General features: G+C 65.1%; 22 protein-coding genes. 14 read left to right on the forward strand and 8 right to left on the reverse strand.

Going from position 1 to position 26,537, the window contains the following annotated elements; genetic code table 11:
• Nucleotide 1 precedes the first annotated feature (1 nt).
• Together GA0004734_RS01825 and mprF are read right to left on the reverse strand one after the other, a co-directional pair.
• Nucleotides 2–1,372, reverse strand: coding sequence for a virulence factor family protein (locus GA0004734_RS01825; protein ID WP_092930681.1), 1,371 nt, complete (start codon nt 1,370–1,372; stop codon nt 2–4).
• The gene (mprF, locus tag GA0004734_RS01830; RefSeq protein ID WP_092930683.1) at nt 1,369–4,005 is read right to left on the reverse strand and encodes a bifunctional lysylphosphatidylglycerol flippase/synthetase MprF; all 2,637 of its coding nucleotides are present in this window, start codon (nt 4,003–4,005) and stop codon (nt 1,369–1,371) included. The genes GA0004734_RS01825 and mprF overlap by 4 nt, the downstream gene beginning before the upstream one ends.
• Nucleotides 4,006–4,240: 235 nt before the next feature.
• Here mprF and GA0004734_RS01835 point away from each other — a divergent pair, with 235 nt between their 5' ends.
• The 11 genes from GA0004734_RS01835 to GA0004734_RS01885 all read left to right on the forward strand — a co-directional run bounded on the left by GA0004734_RS01835 (nt 4,241) and on the right by GA0004734_RS01885 (nt 17,029).
• Nucleotides 4,241–5,110 carry a potassium channel family protein gene (locus tag GA0004734_RS01835; protein WP_092930685.1) on the forward strand — a complete coding sequence of 290 codons (870 nt, stop codon included), beginning with the start codon at nt 4,241–4,243 and terminating at the stop codon, nt 5,108–5,110.
• A 181-nt stretch (nt 5,111–5,291) separates the two neighbouring features.
• Nucleotides 5,292–5,489, forward strand: a complete 198-nt coding sequence (locus GA0004734_RS01840; RefSeq protein WP_092930687.1) for a hypothetical protein — start codon at nt 5,292–5,294, stop codon at nt 5,487–5,489.
• A gap of 132 nt (nt 5,490–5,621) precedes the next feature.
• Entirely contained in the window at nt 5,622–6,623 is a 1,002-nt protein-coding gene (locus tag GA0004734_RS01845; RefSeq protein WP_092930689.1) for a DUF6030 family protein, read from the forward strand.
• Nucleotides 6,624–6,898: 275 nt separating this feature from the next.
• Complete coding sequence (locus tag GA0004734_RS01850) at nt 6,899–7,666, forward strand: sugar transferase (RefSeq protein ID WP_245292318.1); 768 nt, start codon at nt 6,899–6,901, stop codon at nt 7,664–7,666.
• A gap of 93 nt (nt 7,667–7,759) precedes the next feature.
• Nucleotides 7,760–8,653 (forward strand): LysR family transcriptional regulator, encoded by an 894-nt coding sequence (locus tag GA0004734_RS01855; RefSeq protein ID WP_092930691.1) that lies wholly within the window; start codon nt 7,760–7,762, stop codon nt 8,651–8,653.
• Between the two features lie 219 nt (nt 8,654–8,872).
• Entirely contained in the window at nt 8,873–9,292 is a 420-nt protein-coding gene (locus GA0004734_RS01860; protein WP_245292463.1) for a formate dehydrogenase subunit gamma, read from the forward strand.
• On the forward strand, nt 9,289–10,854 hold the full coding sequence (locus GA0004734_RS01865) for a formate dehydrogenase beta subunit (RefSeq protein WP_092930695.1): 1,566 nt from the start codon (nt 9,289–9,291) through the stop codon (nt 10,852–10,854). The genes GA0004734_RS01860 and GA0004734_RS01865 overlap by 4 nt, the downstream gene beginning before the upstream one ends.
• Nucleotides 10,855–11,079: 225 nt before the next feature.
• A complete protein-coding gene (gene fdhF / locus GA0004734_RS01870) occupies nt 11,080–13,959 on the forward strand; it encodes a formate dehydrogenase subunit alpha (protein ID WP_092930697.1) in 2,880 nt (959 codons plus the stop codon).
• A gap of 61 nt (nt 13,960–14,020) precedes the next feature.
• Nucleotides 14,021–14,884 carry a formate dehydrogenase accessory sulfurtransferase FdhD gene (gene fdhD / locus GA0004734_RS01875; RefSeq protein WP_092930699.1) on the forward strand — a complete coding sequence of 288 codons (864 nt, stop codon included), beginning with the start codon at nt 14,021–14,023 and terminating at the stop codon, nt 14,882–14,884.
• A complete protein-coding gene (locus tag GA0004734_RS01880) occupies nt 14,874–15,269 on the forward strand; it encodes a formate dehydrogenase subunit delta (protein ID WP_092930701.1) in 396 nt (131 codons plus the stop codon). Before fdhD ends, GA0004734_RS01880 begins: the two co-directional genes overlap by 11 nt.
• A 107-nt stretch (nt 15,270–15,376) precedes the next feature.
• The gene (locus GA0004734_RS01885; protein WP_092930703.1) at nt 15,377–17,029 is read left to right on the forward strand and encodes an OFA family MFS transporter; all 1,653 of its coding nucleotides are present in this window, start codon (nt 15,377–15,379) and stop codon (nt 17,027–17,029) included.
• Between the two features lie 64 nt (nt 17,030–17,093).
• Here GA0004734_RS01885 and GA0004734_RS01890 read toward each other — a convergent pair whose 3' ends face one another.
• Complete coding sequence (locus GA0004734_RS01890; RefSeq protein ID WP_092930705.1) at nt 17,094–17,396, reverse strand: YggT family protein; 303 nt, start codon at nt 17,394–17,396, stop codon at nt 17,094–17,096.
• Nucleotides 17,397–17,661: 265 nt separating this feature from the next.
• Between GA0004734_RS01890 and GA0004734_RS01895 the strand changes: the two genes are divergently transcribed.
• A complete protein-coding gene (locus GA0004734_RS01895; RefSeq protein WP_092930707.1) occupies nt 17,662–18,903 on the forward strand; it encodes an MFS transporter in 1,242 nt (413 codons plus the stop codon).
• Nucleotides 18,904–18,934: 31 nt separating this feature from the next.
• Here the strand turns inward: GA0004734_RS01895 and GA0004734_RS01900 are convergent, their stop codons facing one another.
• The 5 genes from GA0004734_RS01900 to hemC all read right to left on the reverse strand — a co-directional run bounded on the left by GA0004734_RS01900 (nt 18,935) and on the right by hemC (nt 24,365).
• Nucleotides 18,935–19,411, reverse strand: coding sequence for a tellurite resistance TerB family protein (locus GA0004734_RS01900; protein WP_092930709.1), 477 nt, complete (start codon nt 19,409–19,411; stop codon nt 18,935–18,937).
• Nucleotides 19,412–19,535: 124 nt separating this feature from the next.
• Entirely contained in the window at nt 19,536–21,266 is a 1,731-nt protein-coding gene (locus GA0004734_RS01905) for a heme biosynthesis protein HemY (protein WP_092930711.1), read from the reverse strand.
• Nucleotides 21,267–21,277: 11 nt separating this feature from the next.
• Nucleotides 21,278–22,642, reverse strand: a complete 1,365-nt coding sequence (locus tag GA0004734_RS01910; RefSeq protein WP_092930713.1) for a COG4223 family protein — start codon at nt 22,640–22,642, stop codon at nt 21,278–21,280.
• Nucleotides 22,643–22,729: 87 nt separating this feature from the next.
• The gene (locus GA0004734_RS01915) at nt 22,730–23,431 is read right to left on the reverse strand and encodes a uroporphyrinogen-III synthase (protein ID WP_175386188.1); all 702 of its coding nucleotides are present in this window, start codon (nt 23,429–23,431) and stop codon (nt 22,730–22,732) included.
• Between the two features lie 4 nt (nt 23,432–23,435).
• Nucleotides 23,436–24,365 carry a hydroxymethylbilane synthase gene (gene hemC, locus GA0004734_RS01920; RefSeq protein ID WP_092930717.1) on the reverse strand — a complete coding sequence of 310 codons (930 nt, stop codon included), beginning with the start codon at nt 24,363–24,365 and terminating at the stop codon, nt 23,436–23,438.
• A gap of 75 nt (nt 24,366–24,440) precedes the next feature.
• Here hemC and tsaD point away from each other — a divergent pair, with 75 nt between their 5' ends.
• Nucleotides 24,441–25,535: a tRNA (adenosine(37)-N6)-threonylcarbamoyltransferase complex transferase subunit TsaD gene (gene tsaD, locus GA0004734_RS01925; RefSeq protein ID WP_092930719.1), complete on the forward strand. Its 1,095-nt coding sequence runs from the start codon at nt 24,441–24,443 to the stop codon at nt 25,533–25,535.
• Nucleotides 25,532–26,536, forward strand: a complete 1,005-nt coding sequence (locus tag GA0004734_RS01930; RefSeq protein WP_092930721.1) for an NAD(P)H-dependent glycerol-3-phosphate dehydrogenase — start codon at nt 25,532–25,534, stop codon at nt 26,534–26,536. The genes tsaD and GA0004734_RS01930 overlap by 4 nt, the downstream gene beginning before the upstream one ends.
• Nucleotide 26,537: the final 1 nt, after the last annotated feature.

The following is a 26,537-nucleotide window of genomic DNA, read 5'->3' on the forward strand; positions in this document are numbered from 1 at the left end:
ATCATGGCGCAGACTTGCCCAGACGCTTGTCATACCCGTCGAGAATGCGCTTGACCAAGGCCGGGTAGTCCTCGTCGAAATGGTGGCCGCCCTCGATCGGGATCACCTCGATGCCGGTGCCCTTCAGCGTCGGGCACACGTCATCCTCCTCATCCGTCCCATAAACGCACTGGACGAGCGCGGGATCGATGGTCTTCAGGTCGTCGGCGGGGTCGCCGTTGCCATCGGACGCGGCGGCTCCCAGCCAGCCGAGAACGGAAATCTTGTAGTCCACCTGATGCGACACGGCGAGAAGCGAGAGTTGCGAGACGCGCGCGCGGTCGGCCGCCGGCAGGAGGTTGTAGGTCCGCGGCAGCACGTCGGCACCGAAGGAATAACCGATCAGCAGCACGCGCTTGACGTTCCAGCGCTTGGTATAGAGCCCGATGATGCGCGACAGATCGTTCGCGACCTCCTGCGGCGCGCGCTCGGCCCAAAAATAGCGCAGCGAATCGATACCCACGACCGGCATGCCCTGTTGCTGCAGGACGTCGCCGACCTCCTTGTCGATATCGCGCCAGCCGCCATCTCCCGAGAGCACGATGGCCATCGTATCGCGCGTCGGCTTGGCGTCGAGCACGGTCAGCGGCAGGCCGAGCGGGTTGTCGTCACCCCCGCCGTTCTCCACCAGACCGGACAGCGCGTCGGAGAAATTCTGCCCGATGTCGCCATCGCTGTTCTGAACGTCGATGTCGTCATGCTTGGCCTTCAGCGCCTCGACATGGGTCTTGCCATCTGCGGGTGCCGCCGGGCTGAGGAGAACCGTTACCGGGTCGGGCAGCGGCCCGTCCGTCAGGCCGTATTCCATCCGGTTGCCCATGGTGCGCTTATCGGCGGGCGTGCAAAGCTCGCGGGTCAGCGCGATACCCGCGTCCGGATCGGCGGCGAGCGTATGGCCGATGGTCGCGGCCGGCGTCTGTGCCGCAATCGCCAGCGCCATGGCACCGCCCGCGCCGACACCCGCGACGATCGGCAGGTTATAATCGGAATTGTCGAGGGAACGCTGGACCTGCTGGCTAAGCGCCTCGATATCGGACACCGTATAGACGCAGTCGCCATCGTCCTTGGCAAGCGAAGCAAGGTAGGACGGCAGGTCGATCCCGATCACCAGCGCGCCTTCCCCCGTCATCCGCGATGCCACGCCGTCTTCCTTCACGCCCCAGCCGGGCGCGTCCGAGAGCAGCACCACGGCAGCCTTCACCTCGCCCGAGGGCTTGAGGATGCGCGGCGCGGGGATCATGCCGGTGTCGAAACCGGATGTATCCTGGGCAAAGGCAGCGCAAGGCACTGTCGCCAGCAGGCTCAGAACCGTCAACGTCTTCAACAGTCTCATTTCTTCACGAGCCCTTTCACGCCGCCACCGATCAGGAACGTGGCGTCCATCAGCGCGAGGACCGGACTGATCCCCCCACCGGCTGCCATGTAACGAGGCTCCCATCGGGGATGGAACTTCGTCTTGAAGGCCTTGAGGCCTTTGAAGTTGTAGAAGCGCTCGCCGTGCTCGAAAACGGTCCGCCCGACCTTGTCCCAGACCGGCGAGGACCGCCGCTCCGAAAGACCGGCGAGCGGCGCCATGCCGAGATTAAAGCGCTTGAAGCCACGATCGCGCAGATGCTCCATGACCGAAACGAACAGGAAATCCATCGACCCCTTGGGAGCCTCCGGCGAAAACCGCATCAGGTCCACGGAGCCCTCCTCAAGCGTATCGGTGACGAGGATGTTGGCGAAGGCGACGATCTTGCCCTCGACTTTCAGAACCGCGACCGGCTGGCGGCTGAGATAGTCGCGGGAAAAGGCGCCGAGCGAAAAGCCCTTCTCCTTGGCTTCGTGATGCGCAAGCCACGTATCCGAGACCGCTTGGAGCTCGTTAAGGATCGAGGGTACATCGGCAGCGTCGATCAATTCGAACTCCAACCCGTCGCGCTGCCCGCGGCTCACCGTCTGGCGCAGCGTCGCCCACTTTCCGCCCTTCAGGGTGAAATTCGTGAGGTCCATCGTGGCAATTTCGCCCAAGCGAAAGGCGCGCAGGCCGGCATCCGCATAGTAGGACAGGCCGGCAGGCGAGACCTGATAGAAGACCGGGCGGCACCCGACGGCCCGGGCGCTTTCAACGAACTGCCAGATCAGGTCCGCCCAGGCGTCGCGCGGACCTACCGGATCGAACAGTGCGATCCAGGAACGCGCCTGCCGGCCATACATGATGAAGGCCCTGTCATCGGGCGAGAACATCAGGCTCTTATCGCCCATCAGCACGAGGTTGGCATCGGACATGCCCTGCTGCGCGATGATTGCCATCGCCCTGTCGAGATCGTCGGGAGACGGCGTTTCAATCACCCCGCGCGCAGGCCGCATCAGGCTCCAGAAGGCGACGGCGCCCGAAAAGAGCACGAGGCCGAGCACGGCGCGCAGGCCACGCGGCGCTTCGGCCGAGAGTTCGAACTCCCACCAGAGCCGGTTGGAATATTCGACGTCGCGATAGACGAACAGGAGCACGGCCACGGCAAACAGGCAAAGGGCACCCATGGCCGTCAGCCACGGCACCGTCAGCGCGGTGCTGGTCATCGTCGCCGGCCGCGTGAACACACGGCGGCTGATGAGCAGGCTGATGATGAAGAAGGCGAGAAGCCCTGCCTCGAACAGGGCAACCGCCTTGACCAGCGAGAGGAGAAGAGCGGCGAGCGCCAGCCCGAGTGCGGCCCACCACGCCCCGTCGAGCCGCCGCGCAAGGCCGCGCGCCGCGATCAACAGAGCGAGGCCGAGCACGCTTGCAAGAAAATGCGCGCCCTCGATGACCGGCAGCGGCACGTAATCCGACAGGAAGGCAAGGTTTTCATCGGGCGTCGGCGTCACGCTCGAGAAGACCAGCATGGCCGCGAGCACAAGCGCGAGCGCCGAGAGCAGCAGTGGCGTCAGCCGCCCGGCGACCCGCCGCAGGCTGGAGCCGACGGGCTTGCGTGCAAGCGTGCGCACTTCGGCGACGACGACGAACAGCACGGCGAGGATCAGCGGCACGACATGGTAGATCAGGCGGTAGAGCACCAGCGCGCCGAGAACCGTATCGACGCTTGCCGTCTGCCCGAGAGCCGCGACTATGACCGTTTCGAACACGCCGAGACCCGCCGGAACATGGCTGAGCACCCCGAGCCCGACCGCCACCGAATAGATGGCCAGAAACGCCGGCCAGCCGATCGTCCCTTCCGGCAGGAGCACGTAGAGCACCGAAGCGGAGGCCGCGAGATCGAGAACGGTGACGAGGAACTGCCGCGATGCCGTCCGCGAATCCGGCAGGCGCACAGAGATGCGGCTGAAGACGAGCGGCTGCCCGTCGCGGCCCGCCACCATCAGAGCGACGATGGCCGTCAGCACCAGGATGGCGACGATCCGCAGGCCGGAGGCCGACAGCCAGGTAAGTGGCGCGACTTCCGGCGCGATGGCGAGAAGGCTGAGCGAGCCAACGGCGGCAAGGCCGAGGCCGAAGGCGAGCGTAACGAAGGCGATGACCCCGCCGATCTCTTCCGGCTTCAGGCCGAGCCGCGAGTAGGCGCGATAGCGGATCGCCCCGCCGCTCAACGGTCCGAAACCCGCGGTATTGCCGACCGCGTAAGCCGCAAAGGCCGTCAGTGCGACATCGTTATAGGGCAGGCGATGCTTGACATAGGAGAGCGCGCTGACGTCGTAGAACGTCAGAGCGAAGAAGCTGAGGCCCGTGAACACCAGCGCCAGCGCGATCGCTGTCCAGCTCGTGCTATCGAGCGCGCCCATCACGTCCTCGTAGCGGACTTCCGACGTCAGGTGCACGATGGCGATGACGACGATGGCCGCGACGAGCAGAATGGCGCCGCCGGCCGCAAACCGGCTGATGCCGCCGAAGCGGGCAAGGATGTCGCGGGGTCCGTCAGGCTCCACACCTGTCGCAGGTGCGTCGGCAGAAGCAGAGGTCGAGGGCGTCGTATCGGGAAGGGTCATGGAACCACATGCGTCTGGTGAATGCCGGAAAGGCTCTATATCGCCGAGCCGGGCTGCTTGACAGTGAACTTCCTGTAACGTTCGGCCGATTGCAAACTGCGCGAGGAGAGGCCGACGTCAAGGACGTCTCTGGCTTTCATCAGCAATTCCGGCAATACGAGGGCAGACGCGGATACGAGCTCTCTTGAAGAGGAGCCGGACCCGGCTATCTCTCGACGCAGTTCAGGCGGGCAGAATGACGAACAGCACGAGCGACGGCACAGATGGCAAAGCGGATGGTCTTCAGGACGTTGCGGAGGTAGCGGGGCTGCAGGGTGCGAAAGAGACGCAGCAGCCGGACCAATCCTCCGGCCTGCGCGCCACGCTGAGGCGGCTCTACTACGGCACGGATGGTCAGGCCGTCGGCTTTCAGGTGACCATCGGCATTGTCGATCTCGCCGTCATCCTGTTCTTTTTGGCCGGCCCCTATCTCACGCGCCACGGTATCTATCTGGCCATCGACTATGCGATCGCAGCACTCATCGCCTTCGAGCTGACGGCACGGGCGATGATCGCCAACAAGGCATGGCGCTTTCTCGTCCGGCCGATGACGCTGGTCGATATCGTCATTCTCGCCACGCTGCTCTTTCCCGAAACGTTCTCGAACTTCGCCTTTCTTCGGGCGCTGCGCATCTGGTCCTTCAGCCAGAGCCGCGTCTTCGGCATTCTCGTTCACCGGGCCGGCTGCCGGGAATATCAGGAGGTCATCGGCGCCTGCATCAATTTCGTGACGTTTCTCTTTCTCGTTACGGGCTTCGTTTACACGGCGTTCTTTGCCACGGAAGCCGGCATTACCGGCTTCGTCGATGCCCTCTACTTCACGGTGGCGACCATCACCACCACGGGATTCGGCGACATCACCCTGCCCGGCACGCTCGGCAAGCTGACCTCCATCGTCACGATGATCTTCGGCATCTCGCTGTTCGTGCGGCTGGCGCAGGCCATCGTCCGGCCGAACAAGGTGCGCTTCTCCTGCCCGCAATGCGGCCTGAACCGTCACGATGCCAATGCTGTCCACTGCAAGGCCTGCGGCCATATCCTGAATATTCCCGACGAAGGCCTCTGATCGCCTCGAAAAGCCAGCAGTCTCCAGACCCGCACAAGCATCGACAGGCTTGATAGAGGCCGGATGTTTCCAGGGCGTCGCAGGCCTTTTGCGACACGCGGGCGCATTGTGCCGAACTGGTGCACACTTGTCCTAGGCAAGCATGCCGGCTCCTGTTACATTTCGATATGCGGAAACGGTCATGACGGAAACGATCCTGCTGGCACTCTACACGCTCGTGACACTGTTCTTTCTTGAGACGACGTTTCGCGAAGGCGAGATGGCGCAGGTCAAGAGCTGGGACATCCTGCGGGTCGCGGGCCTCCTCTATTGTACGATCTGGCCGCTGATGGTCCTGCACGTCACCATTCTCGCCTATCGCGACCGGCACGCCCGCTGACGGAGTCTTCGGGTTGCGCGTCTCGCGCCGAGGTTCGAATCCGACGCTTCGCGCCATCGCCATACTGGACTCCCTATCAAGACAGGCTCATAGGGCAGGCGAGCGACGATCAGACGGAGACGATGACCCGGCATGACGAGTGTGGAGAAAGGCCGTTCGGGACGCGTATTCTTTGCCATTGCCGTTCTTGTCGTCTTCACGGCGATCGTCGGTACGGTTCTGGGTGCAAACGACCTGCGCAACCTCAATCTGTTCCTGGCGCATTTCGGCTATCCGCCGGTCAGGCTGGAGCAGATCTTCCCCTCTGACGCACCGACCCTGCAGACAGCCCCTGGTCTCGTCATACCGACCTTGCGCATCGTCAAGGGCATCCGCCTGCCGGCACCCACCATTCAGGTTCCCCGCTATGCCCGCGCCAACCTGGATGGAATCCCCACCACCTTCGTTCGGGCCATCCGGATGGATCCGCGCAGGCTTTGCGACGCGTTGCGCACAAATGGCTTCCCCGAGATCACCTGGACGGCCGGCGCGGTGGACGGGCGCGGGTCTGAATGCTCGTCCTTCCTGTCGATCGGAAAAGGCGTGAAGGCGGGCGCCGCACCCGCCCCGGCCCCACCGATCGAAACCCTTGAACTGCGGACCGGCGAAGACGTCGATCCGGACAACGAGCCCCTGGTCGAGGCCCCGCCGGACGAGCCGCCGCCACCACAGCAGTCCTCCGTCTTCGTGCTGCTGAAGGGCGATCTCAAGGGTCGCGTGCTCTCCTTTCGCGTCAAATTCAACATCGAGATCGAGGCAGATCGCGCGGCCGTGATCGCGGCCGGCAGCCGTGCCGTGGAGTCCTTCCTCGCGCAGGTGCATTGGCAGGACGATGGCGACATGCTCCGCCAGATCGCCGCATTGCAGGAGTTCGACAGGGACGACTTCGGCAGCCACATCCTGTTCAAGCGGGAGATGGGCGATTTGCCGCGATACAACTTCCTTGCCCGCCAGAGCGACAAGCCACGTCGCAAGATCAGCGACGCCTTCTTCGATCCCTTTGCCTGGTTGCCGCTGAGCGATGCCGGTCTTTCTCTCTGGATGCCGAAAAGCGCGCTCCACAGCTTCAAGCTCCCGCCATTTCCCGGCAAGTGACCGTACACGCGGGCTGGCACAGCGCATAACATTAGAATTTTAGGATTAACCAATAGACAAGGCTTTTGAGATGCCTGATTGCCAAAGACCCGCGTCTTTAATAAATCGTTAAATGCAAATATTGATCGGCAGAATACTTCTAGGACGCCGATTTTAAAGGGCACATTGGTGTATCAATCCGGCACAAAACTGTGTCGTTTCATCGAAATCATGTGCTTCTTACCCATTCATCACGTCACATCGACGACATTGCTTTAGTTGCAGGGAAATAGCCGATGAGCATCAATCCCATACTGCAGAGAATAGGCCGTTCGGAGGCAGACCTCGCTGGACAGAATGCCGGCACGCGTTCGCCCATGCTGAAAGCCCTGCTGGCCGATACCGTGCTGGCAAACGACAACGTCCCGACGTTTGTCGCTCGTACACGTCCCCATAAACCGGTCCAGTTCGCCCTCAAGCGGGCAATGGATGTCGGGGGGGCATTTGCCGGACTGATCGTGCTCGCTCCGATCCTTCTGCTGATCGCCATCATGATCCGCATGGAGAGCACAGGCCCCGTCTTCTTCCGCCAGCTGCGAACGGGCCGGAACGAAGTGCCTTTCGAGATCCTGAAATTCCGCTCGATGTATGTGGAGCAATGCGATCACGCCGGCGTGAGGCTGACGGTCGATGGTGACCCCCGCGTGACGCGGATGGGCCGGTTCCTGCGCAAGACCAGCCTCGACGAGATCCCACAGCTCTGGAACGTCGTGGTCGGGCATATGTCGCTCGTCGGACCCCGCCCGCATGTGCCCGACATGGTCGCCGGCGGCATGAACTATGCAGACCTCGTGCGTGGCTATGAGAACCGCCATCTGGTTCGGCCAGGATTGACGGGGCTTGCCCAGTCCCGCGGTCTTCGCGGCCCGACGACGGACAGTGACACGGCCATTCGCCGCATCCTGAGCGATGTCGAATACATCAGGACCTTCTCCATCCTTCTCGACATCCGCATTCTCATCCGCACCATCATCAACGAACTCCGGGGCGGCACGGGTTCCTGATCTCGGAGCGCTGCTCATCGGCCGGACGGCTGGGGACAGTATCCCCGGCCGTTGGTTGCTCTAACAGCCGCGAAAGCGCATGATCCCGCTTGCATGATCGACAAGCTTGAATTCTTCATAGCTCTCGCACAGGAGCGGCACTTCGGCCGCGCCGCCGAGCAATGCGGCATCACCCAGCCCACGCTGTCCGCCGCCATCCGCCAGCTGGAAGACACGCTCGGCGTCATGCTCGTCAATCGCGGCGCCCGGTTTCAGGGGCTGACGCCGGAAGGCCAGCGCGTGCTGGAATGGGCGCGCCGGATCGTCGGCGATGCCCGCACGATGCGGCAGGAGATGCGGGCCGCAAAAAAAGGTCTCGTCGGCCATATCCGCCTTGCGGCCGTACCCACCACGCTGGCGATGGTGCCGCGACTGACCGCCCCCTTCCAGCAGAAACATCCGGACGTCACCTTCTCCGTCCTATCGACCACCTCCTCGAAAATGCTGGGACTCCTCGAAAATCTCGAGATCGACGCCGGCCTCACCTATCTCGACAACGAACCGGTCGGACGCGTGACCAGCGTGCCTCTGTTGATGGAGCGTTACCATCTCGTTACGGCTGCGGGAACGCCCCTGTCCGACCGGACATCCGTGACCTGGGCGGACGCCAGCACCATTCGGCTTTGTCTATTGACCAACGACATGCAGAACCGCCGCATCATCAACCAGCACTTCAGCGCGGCAGGCGTTCAGGCTCGCCCGACGCTCGAATCCAACTCGATGATCGTGCTGTTCTCCCACATTCGCACGGGCCAGTGGGCCAGCATCATGCCCTACAACGTCGCGAAATCCTTTGGCTTTCACGATGACATCCATGTGATCCCGATCGAAGAGCCGGATGCCGGCCACCTCGTCGGTCTGGTGGCGACCCACCGCGAACCCTATACGCCACTGGTCTCGGCCCTCCTGCACGAGGCCCGCAAGCTCGCAGAACAGCAGGGTGTCTGATAGAGATCTTCTATCGCTCCACGGTTCTTCCATATTGCTAGCATGGTTCATCTCTGAGACCTTCAACGTCCGACGCCAGGTTTCGTGTTTCTGACATGAACCCGCTTGGAGGAGGCCGGCAAAACACCGGCGCGTCACAGACCTGTACGGAGGAGCACGGTGGATCGACACCTTGTCAGCAGCGACCTCGCAACGAGCGTCGCCGAGATCGTTTCCGATATGAAGCATCTGGAAGGCCCGCTATTGCCGATCCTGCATGCCGTTCAGGACACGTTCGGGCATATCCCCAACGAAGCCGTTCCGATGATCGCCTTGGGGCTCAACCTGTCGCGCGCCGAAGTTCACGGCGTCGTTACCTTCTATCACGACTACCGCAGCCATCCTGCCGGCCGGCATGTGCTGAAACTCTGTCGCGCCGAAGCGTGCCAGGCCATGGGCGGTGACCAACTGGGCGATCGGGCGAAAAGCCGCCTTGGCATCGATTTCCACCAGACGACGACGGACGGGGCGATCACGCTGGAGCCGGTCTTCTGTCTCGGGCTCTGTTCCACCGCACCCGCCGCCATGCTGGACGGCGCGGTGCACGGGCGGCTGGATGCACAAGGGCTCGATACGCTTTTGGCGGAGGTGGGCGCATGACCCGCATCTTCATCCCCCGGGACGCCGCAGCCCTTGCCGTCGGTGCCGATCGTGTGGCGGCCCGCCTTGCGCAGGAAACGGCCTCCCGAGGGCTCGACATCACCATCGTCCGCACCGGATCGCGCGGGCTCCACTGGCTGGAGCCGCTGGTGGAGGTGGAAACGGCAACGGGCCGCGTAGCCTATGGCCCCGTGAGACCGGCTGACATCACGGCCCTGCTCGACGCCGGCTTGCTCGACGCGACATCCGAAGCCGTCCATCATCCGCTTTTCCTCGGACCGACCGAAGAGATCCCGTTCCTCAAGCAACAGACCCGCCTCACCTTCGCCCGCTGCGGCGTCATCGATCCCTTGTCGCTCGAGGACTACCGCGCCCATGGCGGCCTTGCCGGCCTTGCCAAGGCGGTCGGGATGACCTCCGGCGCGATTGTGGAGGCTGTCACGCTCTCCGGCCTGCGCGGTCGCGGCGGCGCGGGCTTTCCGACCGGCATCAAGTGGAAGACCGTTCTCGACTGTCCGGATGATCGCAAATATATCGTCTGCAACGCCGACGAAGGCGACAGCGGCACCTTTGCCGACCGGATGATCATGGAAGGCGACCCCTTCGTCGTCATCGAAGGCATGACGATCGCGGGTCTTGCAACCGGAGCCACCAAGGGCTTCGTCTATATCCGCTCGGAATATCCGCATGCCATCGACACGATGACGAAGGCCGTCGGCATCGCCCGGCGCGCCGGGATGCTCGGCGCCTCGGTACTCGGGCAGGGCGGCAGCTTCGACATCGAGATCCGCACCGGCGCCGGCGCTTATGTCTGCGGCGAGGAAACCGCGCTTCTGAATTCACTGGAAGGCAAGCGCGGCGTGGTGCGCGCCAAGCCGCCCCTTCCGGCGCATAAAGGCCTGTTCGGCCATCCGACCGTCATCAACAACGTCATCTCGCTCGCCTCGGTCCCCGTCATCCTCGAAAAAGGCCCCGAACATTACCGCGACTTCGGCATGGGCCGTTCGCGCGGCACGATCCCCATCCAGATCGCCGGCAACGCCCGGCACACCGGCCTCTACGAAGTCGCCTTCGGCCTCACGCTCGGCGAGATCGTCGATACCGTGGCTGGAGGCACCGCAACCGGACGCCCGGTCAAAGCGGTGCAGGTGGGCGGTCCGCTCGGCGCCTATTTCCCGCGCGCGCTGTTCGATACGCCATTCGATTATGAAGCCTTCGCTGCGGCCGGCGGACTTATCGGCCATGCCGGCATCACCATCTTCGACGACACCGCCGACATGCTGAAGCAGGCGCGCTTTGCCATGGAGTTCTGCGCCGTGGAAAGCTGCGGCAAGTGCACCCCCTGCCGCATCGGCTCGACCCGCGGCGTCGAGGTCGTCGATCGCATCGGCCGCGGCATCGAGCCGGAAAAGAACCTCGTGCTGCTGACGGACCTCTGCAACACCATGAAGTTCGGCTCTCTCTGCGCGCTCGGCGGTTTCACGCCCTATCCGGTCATGAGCGCGGTCACGCATTTCCCGAACGATTTCGTCGCGGCACCGGTCGTGGAGGCTGCGGAATGACGGGCGCGGTCGGCATCAAGGTTGCGGTATCGCGGCTGCCCCTCACCCTAGCCCTCTCCCCGCATGCGGGGAGAGGGGACGTGGCCTGCTTACCGTTTTTGAACACGGCAGCACCTCGCTCCAGGTCCCTTCTCCCCGTCGAAACGGGGAGAAGGTGGCGGCAGCCGGATGAGGGGCACCTCACCGGCAACACCACATCACACCCTCATCGTTCAGGAGACCCCCATGCTTCTCGTTCCTGAAACCGATTTCGGCACCCCCGCCTCTCACGCGGAAAAGCTGGTCACGCTCACCATCGACGGCCGCAAGATCACCGTACCCGAGGGAACCTCCATCATGCGGGCCTCCATGGAGGCCGGCATTCAGGTGCCAAAGCTCTGCGCCACCGATATGGTCGATGCCTTCGGCTCCTGCCGGCTCTGTCTGATCGAGATCGACGGGCGCAACGGCACGCCGGCCTCCTGCACCACACCCGTCGCTCCGGGCATCGTCGTCCACACCCAGACGGCGCGGCTGAAGGACATCCGCAAGGGCGTGATGGAGCTCTATATCTCCGACCACCCGCTCGACTGCCTGACCTGTGCGGCGAATGGCGATTGCGAACTACAGGATATGGCCGGTGCGGTCGGCCTGCGCGACGTGCGCTACGGCTATGAGGGTGACAACCATGTAAAGGCCCGAGATAGCGAAGGCACAAACGCCCGATGGATGCCGAAGGACGAGAGCAACCCCTATTTTACCTACGACCCTTCCAAATGCATCGTCTGCTCGCGCTGCGTGCGGGCCTGCGAGGAGGTGCAGGGCACGTTCGCGCTGACCATCGAGGGCCGTGGCTTCGACAGCCGGGTCTCGCCCGGCCAGCACGAAGCCTTCCTCTCCTCGGAATGCGTTTCCTGCGGCGCCTGCGTGCAGGCGTGTCCCACCGCGACGCTCACCGAAAAGTCGGTCATATCAATTGGCCAGCCGGAGCATTCCGTCGTAACCACCTGCGCCTATTGCGGCGTCGGCTGCTCGTTCAAGGCAGAGATGCGCGGCGAGGAACTGGTGCGCATGGTGCCCTGGAAGGACGGGCAGGCCAATCGCGGCCACTCCTGCGTCAAGGGGCGCTTTGCCTATGGCTACTCCACGCATAAGGAGCGCATCCTCAACCCGATGATCCGCGAGAAGGTCACTGACCCCTGGCGGGAGGTCAGCTGGGACGAGGCGCTCGCCCATACGGCCGCCGAGTTTCGCCGCATCCAGTATCAGTACGGCCGCGAATCGATCGGCGGCATCACGTCCTCGCGCTGCACCAACGAGGAAACCTACCTCGTCCAGAAGCTGATCCGCGCCGGCTTCGGTAACAACAATGTCGACACCTGCGCCCGCGTCTGCCATTCGCCGACAGGCTACGGCCTCGGGCAGGCCTTCGGCACATCGGCAGGCACGCAGAATTTCGATTCTGTCGAAAAGACCGACGTCGTCATCGTCATCGGCGCGAACCCGACCGACGGCCACCCCGTCTTCGGCTCGCGTCTGAAGAAGCGGCTGCGGCAGGGCGCAAAGCTGATCGTCATCGATCCCCGCCGCATCGATCTCGTCCGCTCGCCCCATGTGGAGGCGGCGTATCACCTGCCGCTGCGTCCCGGCACCAATGTCGCCGTGGTCACGGCGCTGGCCCATGTCATCGTCACCGAAGGCCTTTTCGATGAAACATTTATCCGCACCCGCTGCGACTGGTCGGAGTTCGAGGACTGGGCCGGGTTCGTTTCAGAAGAGCGCCACAGCCCCGAAGCGACCGAAGCGCTGACCGGCGTCCCGGCCGAGTTGTTGCGGGGCGCTGCCCGCCTGTTTGCCACCGGCGGCAACGGCTCGATCTATTATGGCCTCGGGGTCACCGAGCACAGCCAGGGCTCCACCACCGTCATGGCGATCGCCAATCTGGCCATGGCCACCGGCAATATCGGCCGCCCCGGCGTCGGCGTGAACCCTTTGCGCGGACAGAACAATGTGCAGGGCTCCTGCGACATGGGCTCCTTCCCGCACGAGCTTCCCGGCTATCGCCACGTGTCGGACGATGCGACCCGCGATATCTTCGAAAAGCTCTGGGGCGTGAAGATCTCCGACGAACCGGGCCTGCGCATTCCCAACATGCTGGATGCCGCCGTCGATGGCTCCTTCAAGGGGCTCTACATCCAGGGCGAGGATATTCTCCAGTCCGATCCCGATACCAAGCACGTCGCGGCCGGCCTTGCGGCCATGGAATGCGTCGTCGTCCAGGACCTGTTCCTGAACGAGACCGCAAACTACGCCCACGTCTTCCTGCCGGGCTCCACCTTCCTCGAGAAGGACGGCACCTTCACCAATGCGGAGCGGCGCATCAACCGCGTCCGCAAGGTGATGACCCCGCGCAACGGCTATGCCGACTGGCAGGTGACGCAGAACCTCGCACGCGCCATGGGCTTGGCGTGGAATTACACGCACCCCTCGCAGGTCATGGACGAGATCGCCGCGACGACACCGAGCTTCGCCAAGGTTTCCTATGCCTATCTGGAGGAGAAGGGCTCCGTGCAGTGGCCTTGCAACGAGGCCGCCCCCGAGGGCTCGCCGATCATGCATGTCGATGGCTTCGTGCGCGGCAAGGGCAAATTCATCCGCACGGAATATGTGGCGACCGACGAGAAGACCGGCCCGCGCTTCCCGCTGCTTTTGACCACCGGCCGCATTCTCAGCCAGTACAATGTCGGCGCGCAGACGCGGCGCACCGAAAACGTCGTCTGGCACGAGGAGGACCGGCTGGAGATCCACCCGCACGATGCCGAGCTGCGCGGCATCCGCGATGGCGACTGGGTGCGGCTCGCCAGCCGCTCGGGCGAGACGACTCTGCGCGCGCTGATCACCGACCGCGTCGCGACCGGCGTCGTCTACACCACCTTCCACCATCCGACGACGCAGGCAAACGTCATCACCACCGACTTTTCCGACTGGGCGACCAACTGCCCGGAATACAAGGTCACGGCGGTGCAGATCTCGCCCTCGAACGGCCCGTCGGAATGGCAGACCGAATATGAGGAACAGGCCCGCCAGTCGCGCCGCATCGCCGCCAAGCTGGAGGCTGCTGAATGAGACCCGCGACGAACGGCAGGGCGGTGGCCAAAGTCGTGGACACCGCGGGGATCGCGCTTAAATGATGCTCATGACCCAATCCACCGCGCCTCCCCTCGCCCGCACCGTACCGCAGCTGTCCCGCCGCGACGGTCGCATCCGCCCGGCCACCCGCATCGTTCCCGAGGAAACGCCCGTCGCCTTCAGCTACGGCGGCTCTACGCATGCGGTGATGATGGCGACGCCTGCCGATTTCGAGGATTTCGCCACCGGCTTCAGCCTGACGGAAGGAATCGTTTCAGATCCCGCCGATATCGAAGGCATCGAGGCTGTGGAGACACTGGCAGGCTTCGACCTGCAGATCACATTGCGTGACGAGCCCCATGAGGCCCTCGTCACCCGGCGTCGGCACATGGCCGGGCCTGTCGGCTGCGGCCTTTGCGGCATCGAATCGCTGGAGCAGGCCGTTCGCGAGACACCGTCGGTCGCCGCCTCCAGCCTCGGCCTGACGCCGAGCGAGATCGCGCAGGCCATTGCGCTGCTGAACACCCGCCAGCCGCTGCATGCCGAGACCCGCGCCGTCCACGGTGCAGGCTTCTACACGCCCGGCGAAGGACTGGTCGCCGTGCGCGAGGATGTCGGCCGGCACAATGCGCTCGACAAGCTGGCCGGTGCCGCCGCCCGGCAAGGGTACAAGGGCGCGGACGGCGCCGTGGTGGTGACAAGCCGGGTTTCAGTCGAGATGGTCCAGAAGACGGCGATTCTCGGCAGCCCCTTCATCATCGCCATATCGGCCCCGACGGCGCTCGCCATCCGCACCGCCGAGAAGGCGGGCATGACGCTTGTCGCACTGGTGCGCGGCGAGGAGTTCGAGGTGTTCACGCATGCCGACCGGATCACGCCCGAAGCCGCGCATCCGCAGGAGAGAACAAACCATGTCGCCTGACGCCGCAAAAGACGTTCATCCCGGCGAAGACGGCCCGCCGCACGGCACGGACGCGAAGCTCGTACGCATGGCCAACCAGATCGCCACCTTCTTCCGCTCGCAACCGCGCGAGGACGGACCAGCCGGTATCGCCATCCATATCAACAAGTTCTGGGAGCCGCGCATGCGGAGCGCGTTCTTCGCACTGGTCGAAGACGGAGATGCGGGCTTCGATCCGCTGGTGCTGGCCGCTGCCCCGCTGATCAAGCGCCCGCATTCCAAAGAGGACGCCATCGGCACCGGAGCGGATGCCGCGCGGGGCGCCCCCGGCGGCAAAGGCACGGCGGCCGGCGAATCGCTGTCCGAACCGAATATGCCAGAGCCGAATATGCCCGAGACGACATAGACCGCCCGCGCTTCGGGACCTTGCAGTGTGGAGGCTGCACGTCTTTCGGCGCGCCGGTGGAACGCAGACCAACCGCCCGAGGAGGGGCGCAGAGGAGGAGGACGACCATGTCGGCAACGACGGAAACACTGGGTATGCCCGCGTCGGCGGGGCTGCTCGACCGGGAGCGCATCATCGCCAGGCCCGGCTTCAACCGCTGGCTCGTGCCGCCGGCAGCCCTTGCCATTCATCTCTGCATCGGCATGGCCTATGGCTTCAGCGTGTTCTGGCTGCCTTTGTCGAAGGCGATCGGCATTTCTGCGCCTGCCGCCTGCGCCGATCTCACGCTCGGCTCCGCCCTCTTCACCACCACCTGCGACTGGCGGGTCAGCGATCTCGGCTGGATCTACACGCTGTTCTTCGTGCTTCTCGGCTCATCCGCCGCGATCTGGGGCGGCTGGCTGGAGAAAGTCGGTCCACGCAAGGCCGCGACCGTGTCGGCCTTCTGCTGGTCCGGCGGCATTCTGATCGCGGCCCTCGGCGTTGCGACGCACCAGCTCTGGCTGATGTGGCTCGGCGCCGGCGTCATCGGCGGCATCGGGCTCGGCCTTGGCTATATCTCGCCGGTTTCCACGCTCATCAAATGGTTTCCCGACCGGCGCGGCATGGCGACGGGCATGGCGATCATGGGGTTTGGCGGCGGCGCGATGATCGGCGCACCGCTCGCCAATATCCTCATGACGCATTTCCGCTCGGACACCTCGGTCGGGGTCTGGCAGACCTTCGTCGTCATGGCGCTCGGCTATCTCGTCTTCATGCTGGCCGGCGCCTTCGGCTACCGTATTCCGCCCGCCGGCTGGCGTCCGGAGGGCTGGAGCCCGCCCGCCGCCAAGAGCAGCATGATCACGACACGGCACGTGCATCTGCGCGATGCCCACAAGACGAAACAGTTCTGGCTGATCTGGGCCGTCCTCTGCCTCAACGTCTCCGCCGGCATCGGCGTCATCGGCATGGCATCGCCCATGCTGCAGGAGATTTTCGCGGGCTCGCTGATCGGCGCACCGGGTGTCGCCTTCACCGAGATGTCGAAAGAGCAACTGGCGGGCGTTGCGGCGATCGCCGCCGGCTTCACAGGGCTTCTCTCGCTGTTCAACATCGGCGGGCGGTTCTTCTGGGCCTCCCTCTCCGACAGAATCGGGCGCAAGAACACCTACTTCTGCTTCTTCGTCATCGGCATCGTGCTCTATGCGCTTGCTCCCTGGGCCGCCGGTATCCAGAGCAAGCTATTCTTCGTCGGCATGCTCTGCATCATCCTGTCGATGTATGGGGGCGGCTTCGCCACCATTCCCGCTTACCTTGCCGATATCTTCGGCACGCAGTTCGTCGGCGCCATCCACGGGCGGCTGCTGACGGCCTGGGCAACGGCAGGCATCATCGGTCCTGTCGTGGTCAACTATATCCGCGAGGCGCAGATCGCCGCCGGCCTTCCGCGCGATCAGGTCTACAACACCACCATGTACATTCTCGCCGGCATGCTGGCGCTCGGGCTCGTCGCCAACGCCTTCGTGCGGCCGCTGGCCGACAAGTGGTTCATGAAGGATGCGGAGGTGGCAGCGCTTCAGGCAAAGACTGCCGCCGTGAACGCCGGCCCGTCCGGCTCCTTCGGCATCGGCCGGGGCGGGCTGGATGCAAAGGCGCTCCTCGCCTGGGCCTGCGTCGGCCTGCCCCTCGCCTGGGGCGTCTGGGTCACGGTAAAGGCGAGCCTCGCGCTCTTCCGCTGAACGCGAAAAGCCCTTCGCGCAGGACGCGCGAAGGGCTTTCACTATGGATATGACGAGACGTCAATCAGTAGCTCGGCGCGAGCAGGGCCGGAGCGATCGTGGTGTTCAGGAGTTGCTGAAGGAAGAACAGGATGACCAGCACCACCAGCGGCGACAGATCGACACCGCCCATGTTCGGCAGGATCCGGCGGATCGGGCGGTAGAGCGGCTCCGTCAGCTGGTAGAGCGAGCGGCCGATCATGCTGATCGCCTGATTGTTCGTATTGATGATGTTGAAAGCGTAGAGCCAGGAAAAGATCGCCGAGGCGATGATGAGAAACCAGGCGATATTGATGATGAAGTTCAGTGTTGCGATGACGGCGAGCATGCCGGGCCTCCGGTTCCTGGACCGCCGTGCGCCATCGGCGATGGGCAACCGTCGTTCCAACATTTATGGCTGCACAATATTTCCGCCTCCACCCGTTTCCGGGCACGCGGCATTGTGCAGGTGTTGACTGACATGTAGACACTGGCGGCGAAGGCGGCAACCCTGCGTCGGACGCGGTTTTGCAACATGTTTAAGACGGCGCGCGGCCGCAATCCGGCGCCCCTGCGAACGGGCCGATGCACAAGAGGCCGGGAAAGACCAGTTCATGTCCATCGTCGAAACCGGAGACCGCTACGCCGCATTCCGGCATGTCGGGTATCGCCGCTACTTCTTCGCCCGGTTCCTCGCCTATTTCGCCATCCAGATCGTCAGCGTCTCCGTCGGCTGGCAGATCTACGACCTGACGCGCGATCCGTTCGACCTCGGCCTGATCGGCCTCTTCCAGTTCCTGCCGTCGCTGGTGCTGATCCTCGTCACGGGCTCGGTCGCCGACCGCTATAACAGGCGCATGATCATGGGCGTCTGCATGGGCGTGAGCACGCTCTGCGCCGCCGCCCTCCTCGCCCTCACCCTCACCGGCACCTTCACCCTGTGGCCCGTCTATACGATCCTCGTCGTCTTCGGGATCGAGCGGGCCTTTCTCGCCCCCGCATCCCAGTCGCTCGCACCCAATCTCGTGCCGGAGCGAGATTTGGCCAACGCGATCGCCTGGAACTCCACCTCCTGGCAGACGGCGATGATCGTCGGCCCCGTCGTCGGCGGCCTCATCTATGCACTCGGCCCGGCCGTTCCCTACAGCGTCGCCGTGCTGTTCTTCGCCGCCAGCGTCGTCATGGTCTACGCGATCCCGAAGCCCGCGCAGAAAAGCAGCCAGACCGCCCAGAGCTGGCAGGCCATCACCGCCGGTTTTCGCTATATCAAGGCGGAAAAAATCGTGCTCGGCGCGATTTCGCTCGATCTCTTCGCCGTTCTCCTCGGCGGCGCCATCGCACTCATGCCGGTCTTTGCTCGCGATATCCTTGCTCTCGGACCTTGGGGCCTCGGCCTCCTGCGCGCGGCCCCGGGCGTCGGCGCGGTGGGCATGGCTATGTGGCTGGCCGCCCATCCGATCCGCCATCGCGCCGGCGTGCTGATGTTCGTGGGCGTCGCGCTCTTCGGCCTCGCCACCGTCGTCTTCGGCCTGTCCGCCACGCCATGGATCTCCATCGTGGCGCTCGTCATCATGGGCGCCTCCGACATGATTTCGGTCTATGTGCGGGAAACGCTGATCACGCTGTGGACGCCGGACGAACTGCGCGGCCGCGTCAACGCCGTCAACATGGTCTTCGTCGGCGCGTCGAACGAGCTCGGGGAATTCCGGGCCGGCATGATGGCATCCGCCTTCGGCGCAGTCCCGGCCGTCGTCATCGGCGGCGCCGGCACGCTGCTGGTGGCCGTGCTCTGGTCGCTCGGCTTCTCGCAGCTCCGCCGGATTGACACGCTGGATGCACCCGAGACGAAGCGATAAGACACTTTGCGGATGACGGAGGGCGAATCCGTCAGTGCTCCGCCGTCTCCGCGATGTCGGATTTCGCTGCGGCTTCCTGCCGCTTCATGATGCGGTCGCGGCCGGAAACGCCGAGCAGGTCGGCGATCCGCCAGATCACGTGATCTTCCATCTCGCTGCGCTCGCCATCGACATAGACGATCTCCCACAGCATGCCGACGAGATCGATCCGCTGCTCCTCGCTGAAGTGGCGCTTGATATCCGATGTGAAGCGGAAGAAATCGATCGCCTCGCTTTCGGCGTCCTCGCCAGCTGCGATCAGCGCATCGAGCGCCGCATCGTCGAGCGCATAGTGCTCCTTGATCATGGAACGCACCTTGCGACGCTCGATATCGTCGGCATGGCCATCGGCCTCCATCACCTGAATGCAGAGCGCGACGATCGCGATGCGCGGATCGCCCGCCTTGATCGGGTTCGGGTGCTCGGCACCGGTGAGACTGTCGATGAAAGTACGGATACGGTCAAACATGGATGGCGCGGCGCTCACGGGAAGAGGGGCGTTGGTACCCGGCAGAAAAGACGAGGCTGAAAGCCTGGTCCAGCCCTATTCTCGCCGCGAACGTGGAAAGGGGCCTCGCAAGGCCCCTGAACCGTCAGAAAATTTTGAATGTCGTCTTTTCTGCAACTCTATCCGTGCGCACGCCGGGATCGTCCGGCGGACGGCCGAAGAACGGCTCAACAGGCGCTTCCGCAGGTCTCTCTGCAGAGCTGGCACCAGACGCCGGCCGAGCCGGAACCTTGGCTGTCACCGCACCCTCGTCCTTCTTGACCGGCTCCTTGCGCGTCGCCTCTTCAGGTTGCGTGACAACGACGGAACGCGCCGGTTCGATGGGCTCGTGAACGATGACCGATTCGGTCGGAACGGGAACGGCAATCGCCGCTGTCCGCTCCGCTGTCTCGACGGGCACTTCCGGTACCGTCACGACGGCTTCCGGCTCAACCCGGTCCGGGACGGCGACAGGTATCGCAACCGGCGGCAGATTGCGAATGGCCGCTTCGCCGCGGCTGACGCCACCGTCTTCAAGCGGTCCGTCGATGGTGTTGACCGGCATCCTCCACTCGAAGGCATCCAGACGTCCGCTGACGGGCGAAACGGGCAGCCACTCCTGCGACACGACGCCGTCGGCAATCCAGGCTGCATCACGCGGGCTCTTCAGTGCCTGATTCATCCAGTGGCGGATACGCCCCTCGTCGCCGGTATCGGCTTCCTCGATATCGGCCAGCAGCAGGAAAACACCTTCGGTCGGCGCTATACGGGCGGCCGCTTCCGCCATGGAGCGGGCCAGCGTCAGTTCGCGGGCTTCCAGCGCGCTTTCCGCAACCGCCATCAGCGAGATGGCATTGTTCGGCTTCCAAGCCTCCAGCTTGCGGGCACGCTTCAGCCGATCAACGGCCGAATCGCCGCTCCGTGCCCGGACATAGGCCTTGGCGACGTCGGGATGCGGCGCCTGCTTCCACAGCTTCTCAAGAACGGACGCGGCTTTCCGGAGATTGTCTTCACGGAACAGCGCCTTGGCTGCGATCAGACCGGCCGGCACGAGGGTGGCGTCGAGCCTGAGCGCGGCCAGTGCATCGTCGCGCGCGCCCTTCGGGTCTGCATCGAGCTTTTCGCGCGCTCGGGCGGTCAGAAGAACGGCCTTCTTACGATCGGCTTCCTTGCGGTCGATGACATGGCTGGTGCGGCTCTGGTCGAGCAGATGCACGGCCTCGTCCCAGCGGCCCGCCTGACTGCGCTCGTCGAGCGTCGCCAAGGTTGCCCAGGCAAGATGCGGCGCCTTGTCGGCGGCGCGCTCGGCATATTGGCGGGCCGCTTCATTCGCACCGAGACGCCTGGCTTCGAGATAAAGCCCGCGCAGGCCAAGCTCGCGCGTTTCCGGGTCCTCGGCCATCCGCTCGAAGGTGCGCCGGGCCTCGTCGTGCTTGCCCTCGATCAGCGCCGTCTGCGCCTCGAGAAGATGGATCAGCGGCTCCTGATCGGCCGACAACAGTCCGCGCGTGCGCGCCGTCATCTTGCGCGCCAGAACCGCGTCTCCGGCACCGGCGGCAATAAGACCGGTCGAGAGCGCCTGATAGCCACGGTCACGCTTGCGAACGCGGAAATAGCGGGCGATCGAATGCGGAGAGAACCAGATGACGCGGACGAGCCAGACGACGAGAAGAATGGCCGCGATCAGCGTGACCAGAAGCGTCGCGCCGACCATCAGGCTTGTCTCGATGCGCTGCCCCATCCAGATCAGCGAGAGTTCACCCGGCCGGTCGGCAAGCCACGAAAAGCCTGCGCCGAGCGCAAGCACGATCAGGACGAAGATGAGAATTCGGATCAAATCGGCTCTCCTCAGCCCTGTTTGGCGGGTGTGGAGCCGGTTGCGGCTCCGGCAACGGCGGCGTCGATCAGGCCTTCGACCTCGATGCGTTCATCGAGCTTCGCACGGAAGTCCGCCCCGGCATCCTTGGCAGGCTGTGGCAGGCCGTCCCATTCGAGGCTGGCGCCCTTCAGGTCGCCATTGGTCAGCCGGTCCTCGATGCGCGCAACGACCGCTTCCGGCCCCGTACCCTCGACGCTGCCGACGGGGCGGACGCGCACGGCCGAGGCGGCGCTGCCGATCAGCCGCGAAAAAATGCCCTGATTCGGATCTGCCCCGCGAATGGCCGAAAGCATGGCGTCGGCCGTATCGGGGAAAGTGCGCGTCAGGTCGGAGCGCGACGGGACGCCGCGCTGTGCGACACCGGCCAGACCGGCAACGGCGGGGTCATCCGGCGAAATGCTCTTCAGCGCGTCGAGTTCGGCTAGAAACGGCCCGCCACGGTCGATCGACGTCTTCAGCGCCGTCACCGCGATGGCGCGGGCAAGCTGCACATCGCTTGCCGGCTCCTCCAGCTTCCTTTCCGCTTCCTCGATGCGTGTCGAAAGCTGCGATGCAGCGGTCTCGGCCGCGCGGCTCTGGTCGGCGAGGCCGGATTTCACCGTGGCGAGGTCTTGCGTCAGGCTCTCGACCTGCGCCTTCAGATTGTCCGTACCCGATGCGTCACCGGTCGCCCCGACGCTTTGTTCGAGCGCGGAGAGCCTTTGCTCCACACCTTCGCCCCCGGACGCGCCTGTAGACGAAATCTGCGCCTTCAGCGCATCGATTTCGGCGCCCAGATCACGGCCCGGGTCGGCATTGCCGGATGACGAAGGGCCGATCGACGGGACGACCCCGGCATATTGCAGAACGCCGGCACCGGCGAGCGCGATCAGGCCGCCGAGAATGCCGGCCGCCAGCGCACCCGAGCGTGAAGGACTTGAGGGCCGCGACGCGTTTTTGGGCCTGGATGAACTGCCAGCCTCAGAAAACGTTTCGGACCTTGTCGACGAAGCCGGCTCCTCGGCAAAGGCCGCCGCGGCCGCTTCGGCACGTGCCTCCTCTGCGGCCTCGGCCTCCGTCTGGCTCAACGTGTCGGCCGGCGTATGTCCGTGGGAGGGCGTGCCGCCGTCAGCATCCCGCTCGCTATCGACCGTCGCCGCGTCCGGCACGACTGTCTCGTCGGACGCGCCCTGCGTCATCGGGTCTCGCTCCGTCATGTCTCGCTCCACTGCATCGGGGCGAACGCCCCTCTCCTCCGGTCGCGCCGCATCCGACGTCTCCGGCGTGGCATGCAGGTCGATCGTCAGCGGCTCCTGATCGGGCTTGGTGCGGCGCGGCGGGTTCTCCGGATCCATGCTCTCTTCTCTACGCGTGAGGTCAACGGCATAAACCTAGACACCGACCCCGGCGAGGGAAAGGCCCTGCCGGTCGATTTGCGCGATTCAGGCATCGAGGAGAGCGAGCAAAGCATTCTCATCCGGCCGCGGCCCGATCTCGACATGGCGACATCCGGGCGGTACGGCGTCTGCAATCCGGGGGCCGAGACAGAGAATCCGCACCGTGTCGCCCAGCATGGCCGGGGCAATCTCGGAAAAGAATTGTCGGGCAGCTTCCCGCGAATAGAACAGCACCGCTTCCGGACCGAAAGCCTGGACGCGCGCGGAAAATTCCCCCGGCAGCCGGACGACCGGCCGCATGCGATAGACGAGCCGAACCTGCATCGGCACGCCGGCAACCGTCATGCGCGTTTCCAAATCCGGCAGCCTCGGCGTGCCTGCGAGATAGAGGAGAAGGCCGGTCTGCGTGCCGCGATCGCGCAGGATCAATTCGGCGAGGCCGGCCGCGTCGCCAGGGCCGACGCGCACATGCGAAAACCCCAGATCGAGTGCAGCCTCCGCCGTCGCGGAACCGACGCAATAGACCGGCAGGGACGTCAGCGAGGGAAGTGCATCGGGAGATTGCCGCAGCGCCCGGAACGCTTCGGCACTGGTTGCGACCACCGCTGACGCCGTGAGCGCCGTCGCCCGGATCGGCAAATGCTCGGCCTCGCTCAGCGGCAGGAGCAGCGTTTCATGGCCGGCGAGCGCCAGCCGCCGGAGCGTGGTATCCGCCGTGGTTTCCGGGCGCGTGACGAGGACGCGCACCGGCTCAGGCCCAGCTGGAGAAAAAGCCGGGCGCCGCCTCGGCGCGGATGTCCTCGCCCGCCCGCGCCCCGATCCTTGCCGCATCGCCCGCCCGCCCTTCGGCAAAGACGCGGTGATGCTGCGTCCCGTCCGGCGTCAGGATCATGCCGGAAAACGAGATCTGCTCCCCGTCGGAAATCGCATAGCCAGCTATGGGTGTGCGGCAGGACCCGTCCAGCGTATCGAGAAACGCCCTTTCGCAGGTCACGGCCTCGTGCGTCTTGCGATCGTCGATGGCCGACAGAAGCGCGTTGACCCTCGTATCGCCGATCCGGCTTTCGACAGCGATCGCGCCTTGCGCGGGGGCCGGCGGGAAATAGGTGGGATCGAGGATTTCGGTCGCGACGCCTTCCAGATTGAGCCGCTTCAGCCCGGCAAGCGCGAGCAGCGTGCCATCCACCTGACCCTCGGCCAGCTTGCGCAGCCGGGTTTCCACCAGGCCGCGATAGACGATGACGTTGATGTCGGGCCGCAGCCGGCGGATCAACGCCTGCCGGCGCAGCGAAGCCGAGCCGACCGTCGCCCCTTCCGGCAGGGCAAGGAGGGTCGGCGCCGTGCCACCGATGAAGGCATCGCGGGCGTCCTCGCGCGGCAGGAAGGCGGAAAGGAACAGACCGTCCGGCAGACGCGTCGCCATGTCCTTTGCCGAATGCACCGCGAAATCGAGCGTCCCCGCCAGAAGCTGGTCTTCCAGCTCTTGCGTGAAGAGGCCCTTGCCGCCGATTTCCGACAGCGCGCGATCGGTGATGCGGTCGCCCGCCGTCGACAGCGGCACGATCTCGAACATTTGCTCCGGCAGGCCATGCGCCGCCATCAGCCGGTCGCGTGTCTCATGGGCCTGCGCCAGCGCCAGCCGGCTGCCGCGCGTGCCGATCCGGAAAGGTTTCGTTTGCATCCGCTACGATCCGTTGTTACCGGAGGTCCGTGTATCCCCCTTTATTCCCGATCGCAATCTTCGAGTAACCCGCCCATGAACCGGCCCTTGCGTATTCTCGGCATCGAGACGAGCTGCGACGAAACCGCCGCTTCCGTGGTGCTGCGCGGAACGGACGGGCGCGGCGAAATCCTTGGCGACGTGGTGCTGAGCCAGCTTGAAGAGCACAGTGTCTATGGCGGCGTGGTGCCGGAAATCGCCGCTCGCGCCCATGTCGAGGCGCTGGATACGCTGATTGCCGAAGCGCTGGCCCGCGCGCAAATGTCGCTGTCCGACGTTGATGCGATTGCCGCCACCAGCGGTCCAGGCCTCATCGGCGGGCTGATCGTCGGCCTGATGACCGGCAAGGCGCTGGCGCGCGCCGCGAACAAACCGCTCTACGCCATCAACCATCTCGAAGGCCACGCGCTGACCGCGCGGCTGACGCATGGCCTCACCTTCCCCTATCTGATGCTGCTCGTGTCTGGCGGCCATACCCAGCTGGTGCTGGTGCGCGGCACCGGCGACTACGAGCGCTGGGGCACGACCATCGACGACGCGCTGGGCGAGGCCTTCGACAAGACGGCCAAGCTTCTGGGCCTTCCCTATCCCGGCGGCCCGGCCGTCGAGCGCGCCGCCCGTAGCGGCAATCCGGAACGCTTCACCTTCCCCCGCCCGCTCGTCGGCGAAGCCCGGCTGGATTTCTCCTTCTCGGGCCTGAAGACTGCGGTGCGGCAGGCGGCGCAGTCGATCGCGCCGGTGGGCGAGCAGGATATAGCCGACATCTGCGCCTCCTTCCAGCATGCCGTTTCCCGAACGCTGAAGGACCGGATCGGCCGCGGCCTCCAGCGCTTCCGCGAAACCTACCCCGATGTCGGCCGGCCCTCCCTCGTCGTTGCCGGCGGCGTGGCCGCCAATCAGGCTCTGCGGGCGACCCTCGACAGCCTCTGCGACAGCAACGGCTTTGCCTTCGTCGCCCCGCCGCTCCACCTCTGCACCGACAACGCCGCGATGATCGCCTGGGCAGGCGCCGAGCGCATGGCGGCCGGCCTGCCCGCGGACGATCTCTCCGTGTCCCCCCGCGCACGCTGGCCACTCGATGGGAACGCCGAAACCCTGCTCGGCTTCGGCAAGCGAGGCGCCAAGGCATGAGCGAGGCAATGCGGTCTCCCTCGAACAAGGTGGCCGTAGTCGGCGCAGGCGCGTTCGGAACCGCGCTCGCCACCGTCATTGCCCGCACCGGCCGCAGCGACGTCACGCTCATCGCCCGCCGGAAGGACGTGGCCGACGCGATCCTCTCGCAGCGCCGGCACGAAGAGGCACTGCCCGGCATCGACCTGCCCGAGACCCTTTTCGCCACGGCCGAACCGGCCTCCGTCTCCTCGGCCGGCATCGTCCTCTTCGCCATGCCGTCGCAGGCGCAGCGCGCGGCGGCGCAAGCGCTCCGGCCGCACCTTGCGCCGGGCACCGACATCGTCATCTGCGCCAAGGGTCTGGAACGCGGCACCGGCCGGCTTCTGACGGAGGTCGTGGCCGAGGAACTGCGCGACCTCGAGGTCTCCGTTCTCTCCGGTCCCGGCTTTGCCGCCGATATCGCCACCGGCCTCCCCACCGCCATGGTCATCGCCTCGGCTTCGGCAGACCGTGCCGCCCGGCTCGCCACCGCCCTTTCCGGCCCCACCTTCCGGCTTTATCCCTCTGCCGACCGCACCGGCGTACAACTCGGCGGCGCGCTGAAAAACGTATTGGCCATTGCCTGCGGCATCGTCGAAGGCGCGGGTCTCGGCGACTCCGCCCGCGCCGCCATGATCGCCCGGGGCCTTGCCGAACTCTCGCGCTACGTCGCGGCCTGCGGCGGCCGGGGCGACACCGTTCGCGGCCTGTCCGGGCTCGGCGATCTCGTCCTCACCGCCACCAGCCACCAGTCGCGCAATCTGCGCTACGGCATCGCGCTCGGCCGCGGGCGCCGCGCCACCCAGCCGACCGCCGACCTCGTGGAAGGCGCCCTTGCGGCCTCCGTCGCGGCGACAGAGGCCCGCCGCCTCGGCCTCGACATGCCGCTGACCTTCGCAGTGGCCGCCATGATCGACGGCGCCATCGACGTGGAAACAGCGCTCCAACAACTCATGTCCCGTCCCATCACTCAAGAATAGC

Source organism: Rhizobium sp. 9140, assembly GCF_900067135.1.
Classification (GTDB): domain Bacteria; phylum Pseudomonadota; class Alphaproteobacteria; order Rhizobiales; family Rhizobiaceae; genus Ferranicluibacter.

Excerpts from the sequence above, each read along its gene's own strand:
- GA0004734_RS01825 (WP_092930681.1), bottom strand. The coding sequence starts at position 1,372 with ATGAGACTGTTGAAGACGTTGACGGTTCTGAGCCTGCTGGCGACAGTG.
- mprF (WP_092930683.1), bottom strand. The coding sequence starts at position 4,005 with ATGACCCTTCCCGATACGACGCCCTCGACCTCTGCTTCTGCCGACGCA.
- GA0004734_RS01835 (WP_092930685.1), top strand. The coding sequence starts at position 4,241 with ATGACGAACAGCACGAGCGACGGCACAGATGGCAAAGCGGATGGTCTT.
- GA0004734_RS01840 (WP_092930687.1), top strand. The coding sequence starts at position 5,292 with ATGACGGAAACGATCCTGCTGGCACTCTACACGCTCGTGACACTGTTC.
- GA0004734_RS01845 (WP_092930689.1), top strand. The coding sequence starts at position 5,622 with ATGACGAGTGTGGAGAAAGGCCGTTCGGGACGCGTATTCTTTGCCATT.
- GA0004734_RS01850 (WP_245292318.1), top strand. The coding sequence starts at position 6,899 with ATGAGCATCAATCCCATACTGCAGAGAATAGGCCGTTCGGAGGCAGAC.
- GA0004734_RS01855 (WP_092930691.1), top strand. The coding sequence starts at position 7,760 with ATGATCGACAAGCTTGAATTCTTCATAGCTCTCGCACAGGAGCGGCAC.
- GA0004734_RS01860 (WP_245292463.1), top strand. The coding sequence starts at position 8,873 with ATGAAGCATCTGGAAGGCCCGCTATTGCCGATCCTGCATGCCGTTCAG.
- GA0004734_RS01865 (WP_092930695.1), top strand. The coding sequence starts at position 9,289 with ATGACCCGCATCTTCATCCCCCGGGACGCCGCAGCCCTTGCCGTCGGT.
- fdhF (WP_092930697.1), top strand. The coding sequence starts at position 11,080 with ATGCTTCTCGTTCCTGAAACCGATTTCGGCACCCCCGCCTCTCACGCG.
- fdhD (WP_092930699.1), top strand. The coding sequence starts at position 14,021 with ATGATGCTCATGACCCAATCCACCGCGCCTCCCCTCGCCCGCACCGTA.
- GA0004734_RS01880 (WP_092930701.1), top strand. The coding sequence starts at position 14,874 with ATGTCGCCTGACGCCGCAAAAGACGTTCATCCCGGCGAAGACGGCCCG.
- GA0004734_RS01885 (WP_092930703.1), top strand. The coding sequence starts at position 15,377 with ATGTCGGCAACGACGGAAACACTGGGTATGCCCGCGTCGGCGGGGCTG.
- GA0004734_RS01890 (WP_092930705.1), bottom strand. The coding sequence starts at position 17,396 with ATGCTCGCCGTCATCGCAACACTGAACTTCATCATCAATATCGCCTGG.
- GA0004734_RS01895 (WP_092930707.1), top strand. The coding sequence starts at position 17,662 with ATGTCCATCGTCGAAACCGGAGACCGCTACGCCGCATTCCGGCATGTC.
- GA0004734_RS01900 (WP_092930709.1), bottom strand. The coding sequence starts at position 19,411 with ATGTTTGACCGTATCCGTACTTTCATCGACAGTCTCACCGGTGCCGAG.
- GA0004734_RS01910 (WP_092930713.1), bottom strand. The coding sequence starts at position 22,642 with ATGGATCCGGAGAACCCGCCGCGCCGCACCAAGCCCGATCAGGAGCCG.
- hemC (WP_092930717.1), bottom strand. The coding sequence starts at position 24,365 with ATGCAAACGAAACCTTTCCGGATCGGCACGCGCGGCAGCCGGCTGGCG.
- tsaD (WP_092930719.1), top strand. The coding sequence starts at position 24,441 with ATGAACCGGCCCTTGCGTATTCTCGGCATCGAGACGAGCTGCGACGAA.
- GA0004734_RS01930 (WP_092930721.1), top strand. The coding sequence starts at position 25,532 with ATGAGCGAGGCAATGCGGTCTCCCTCGAACAAGGTGGCCGTAGTCGGC.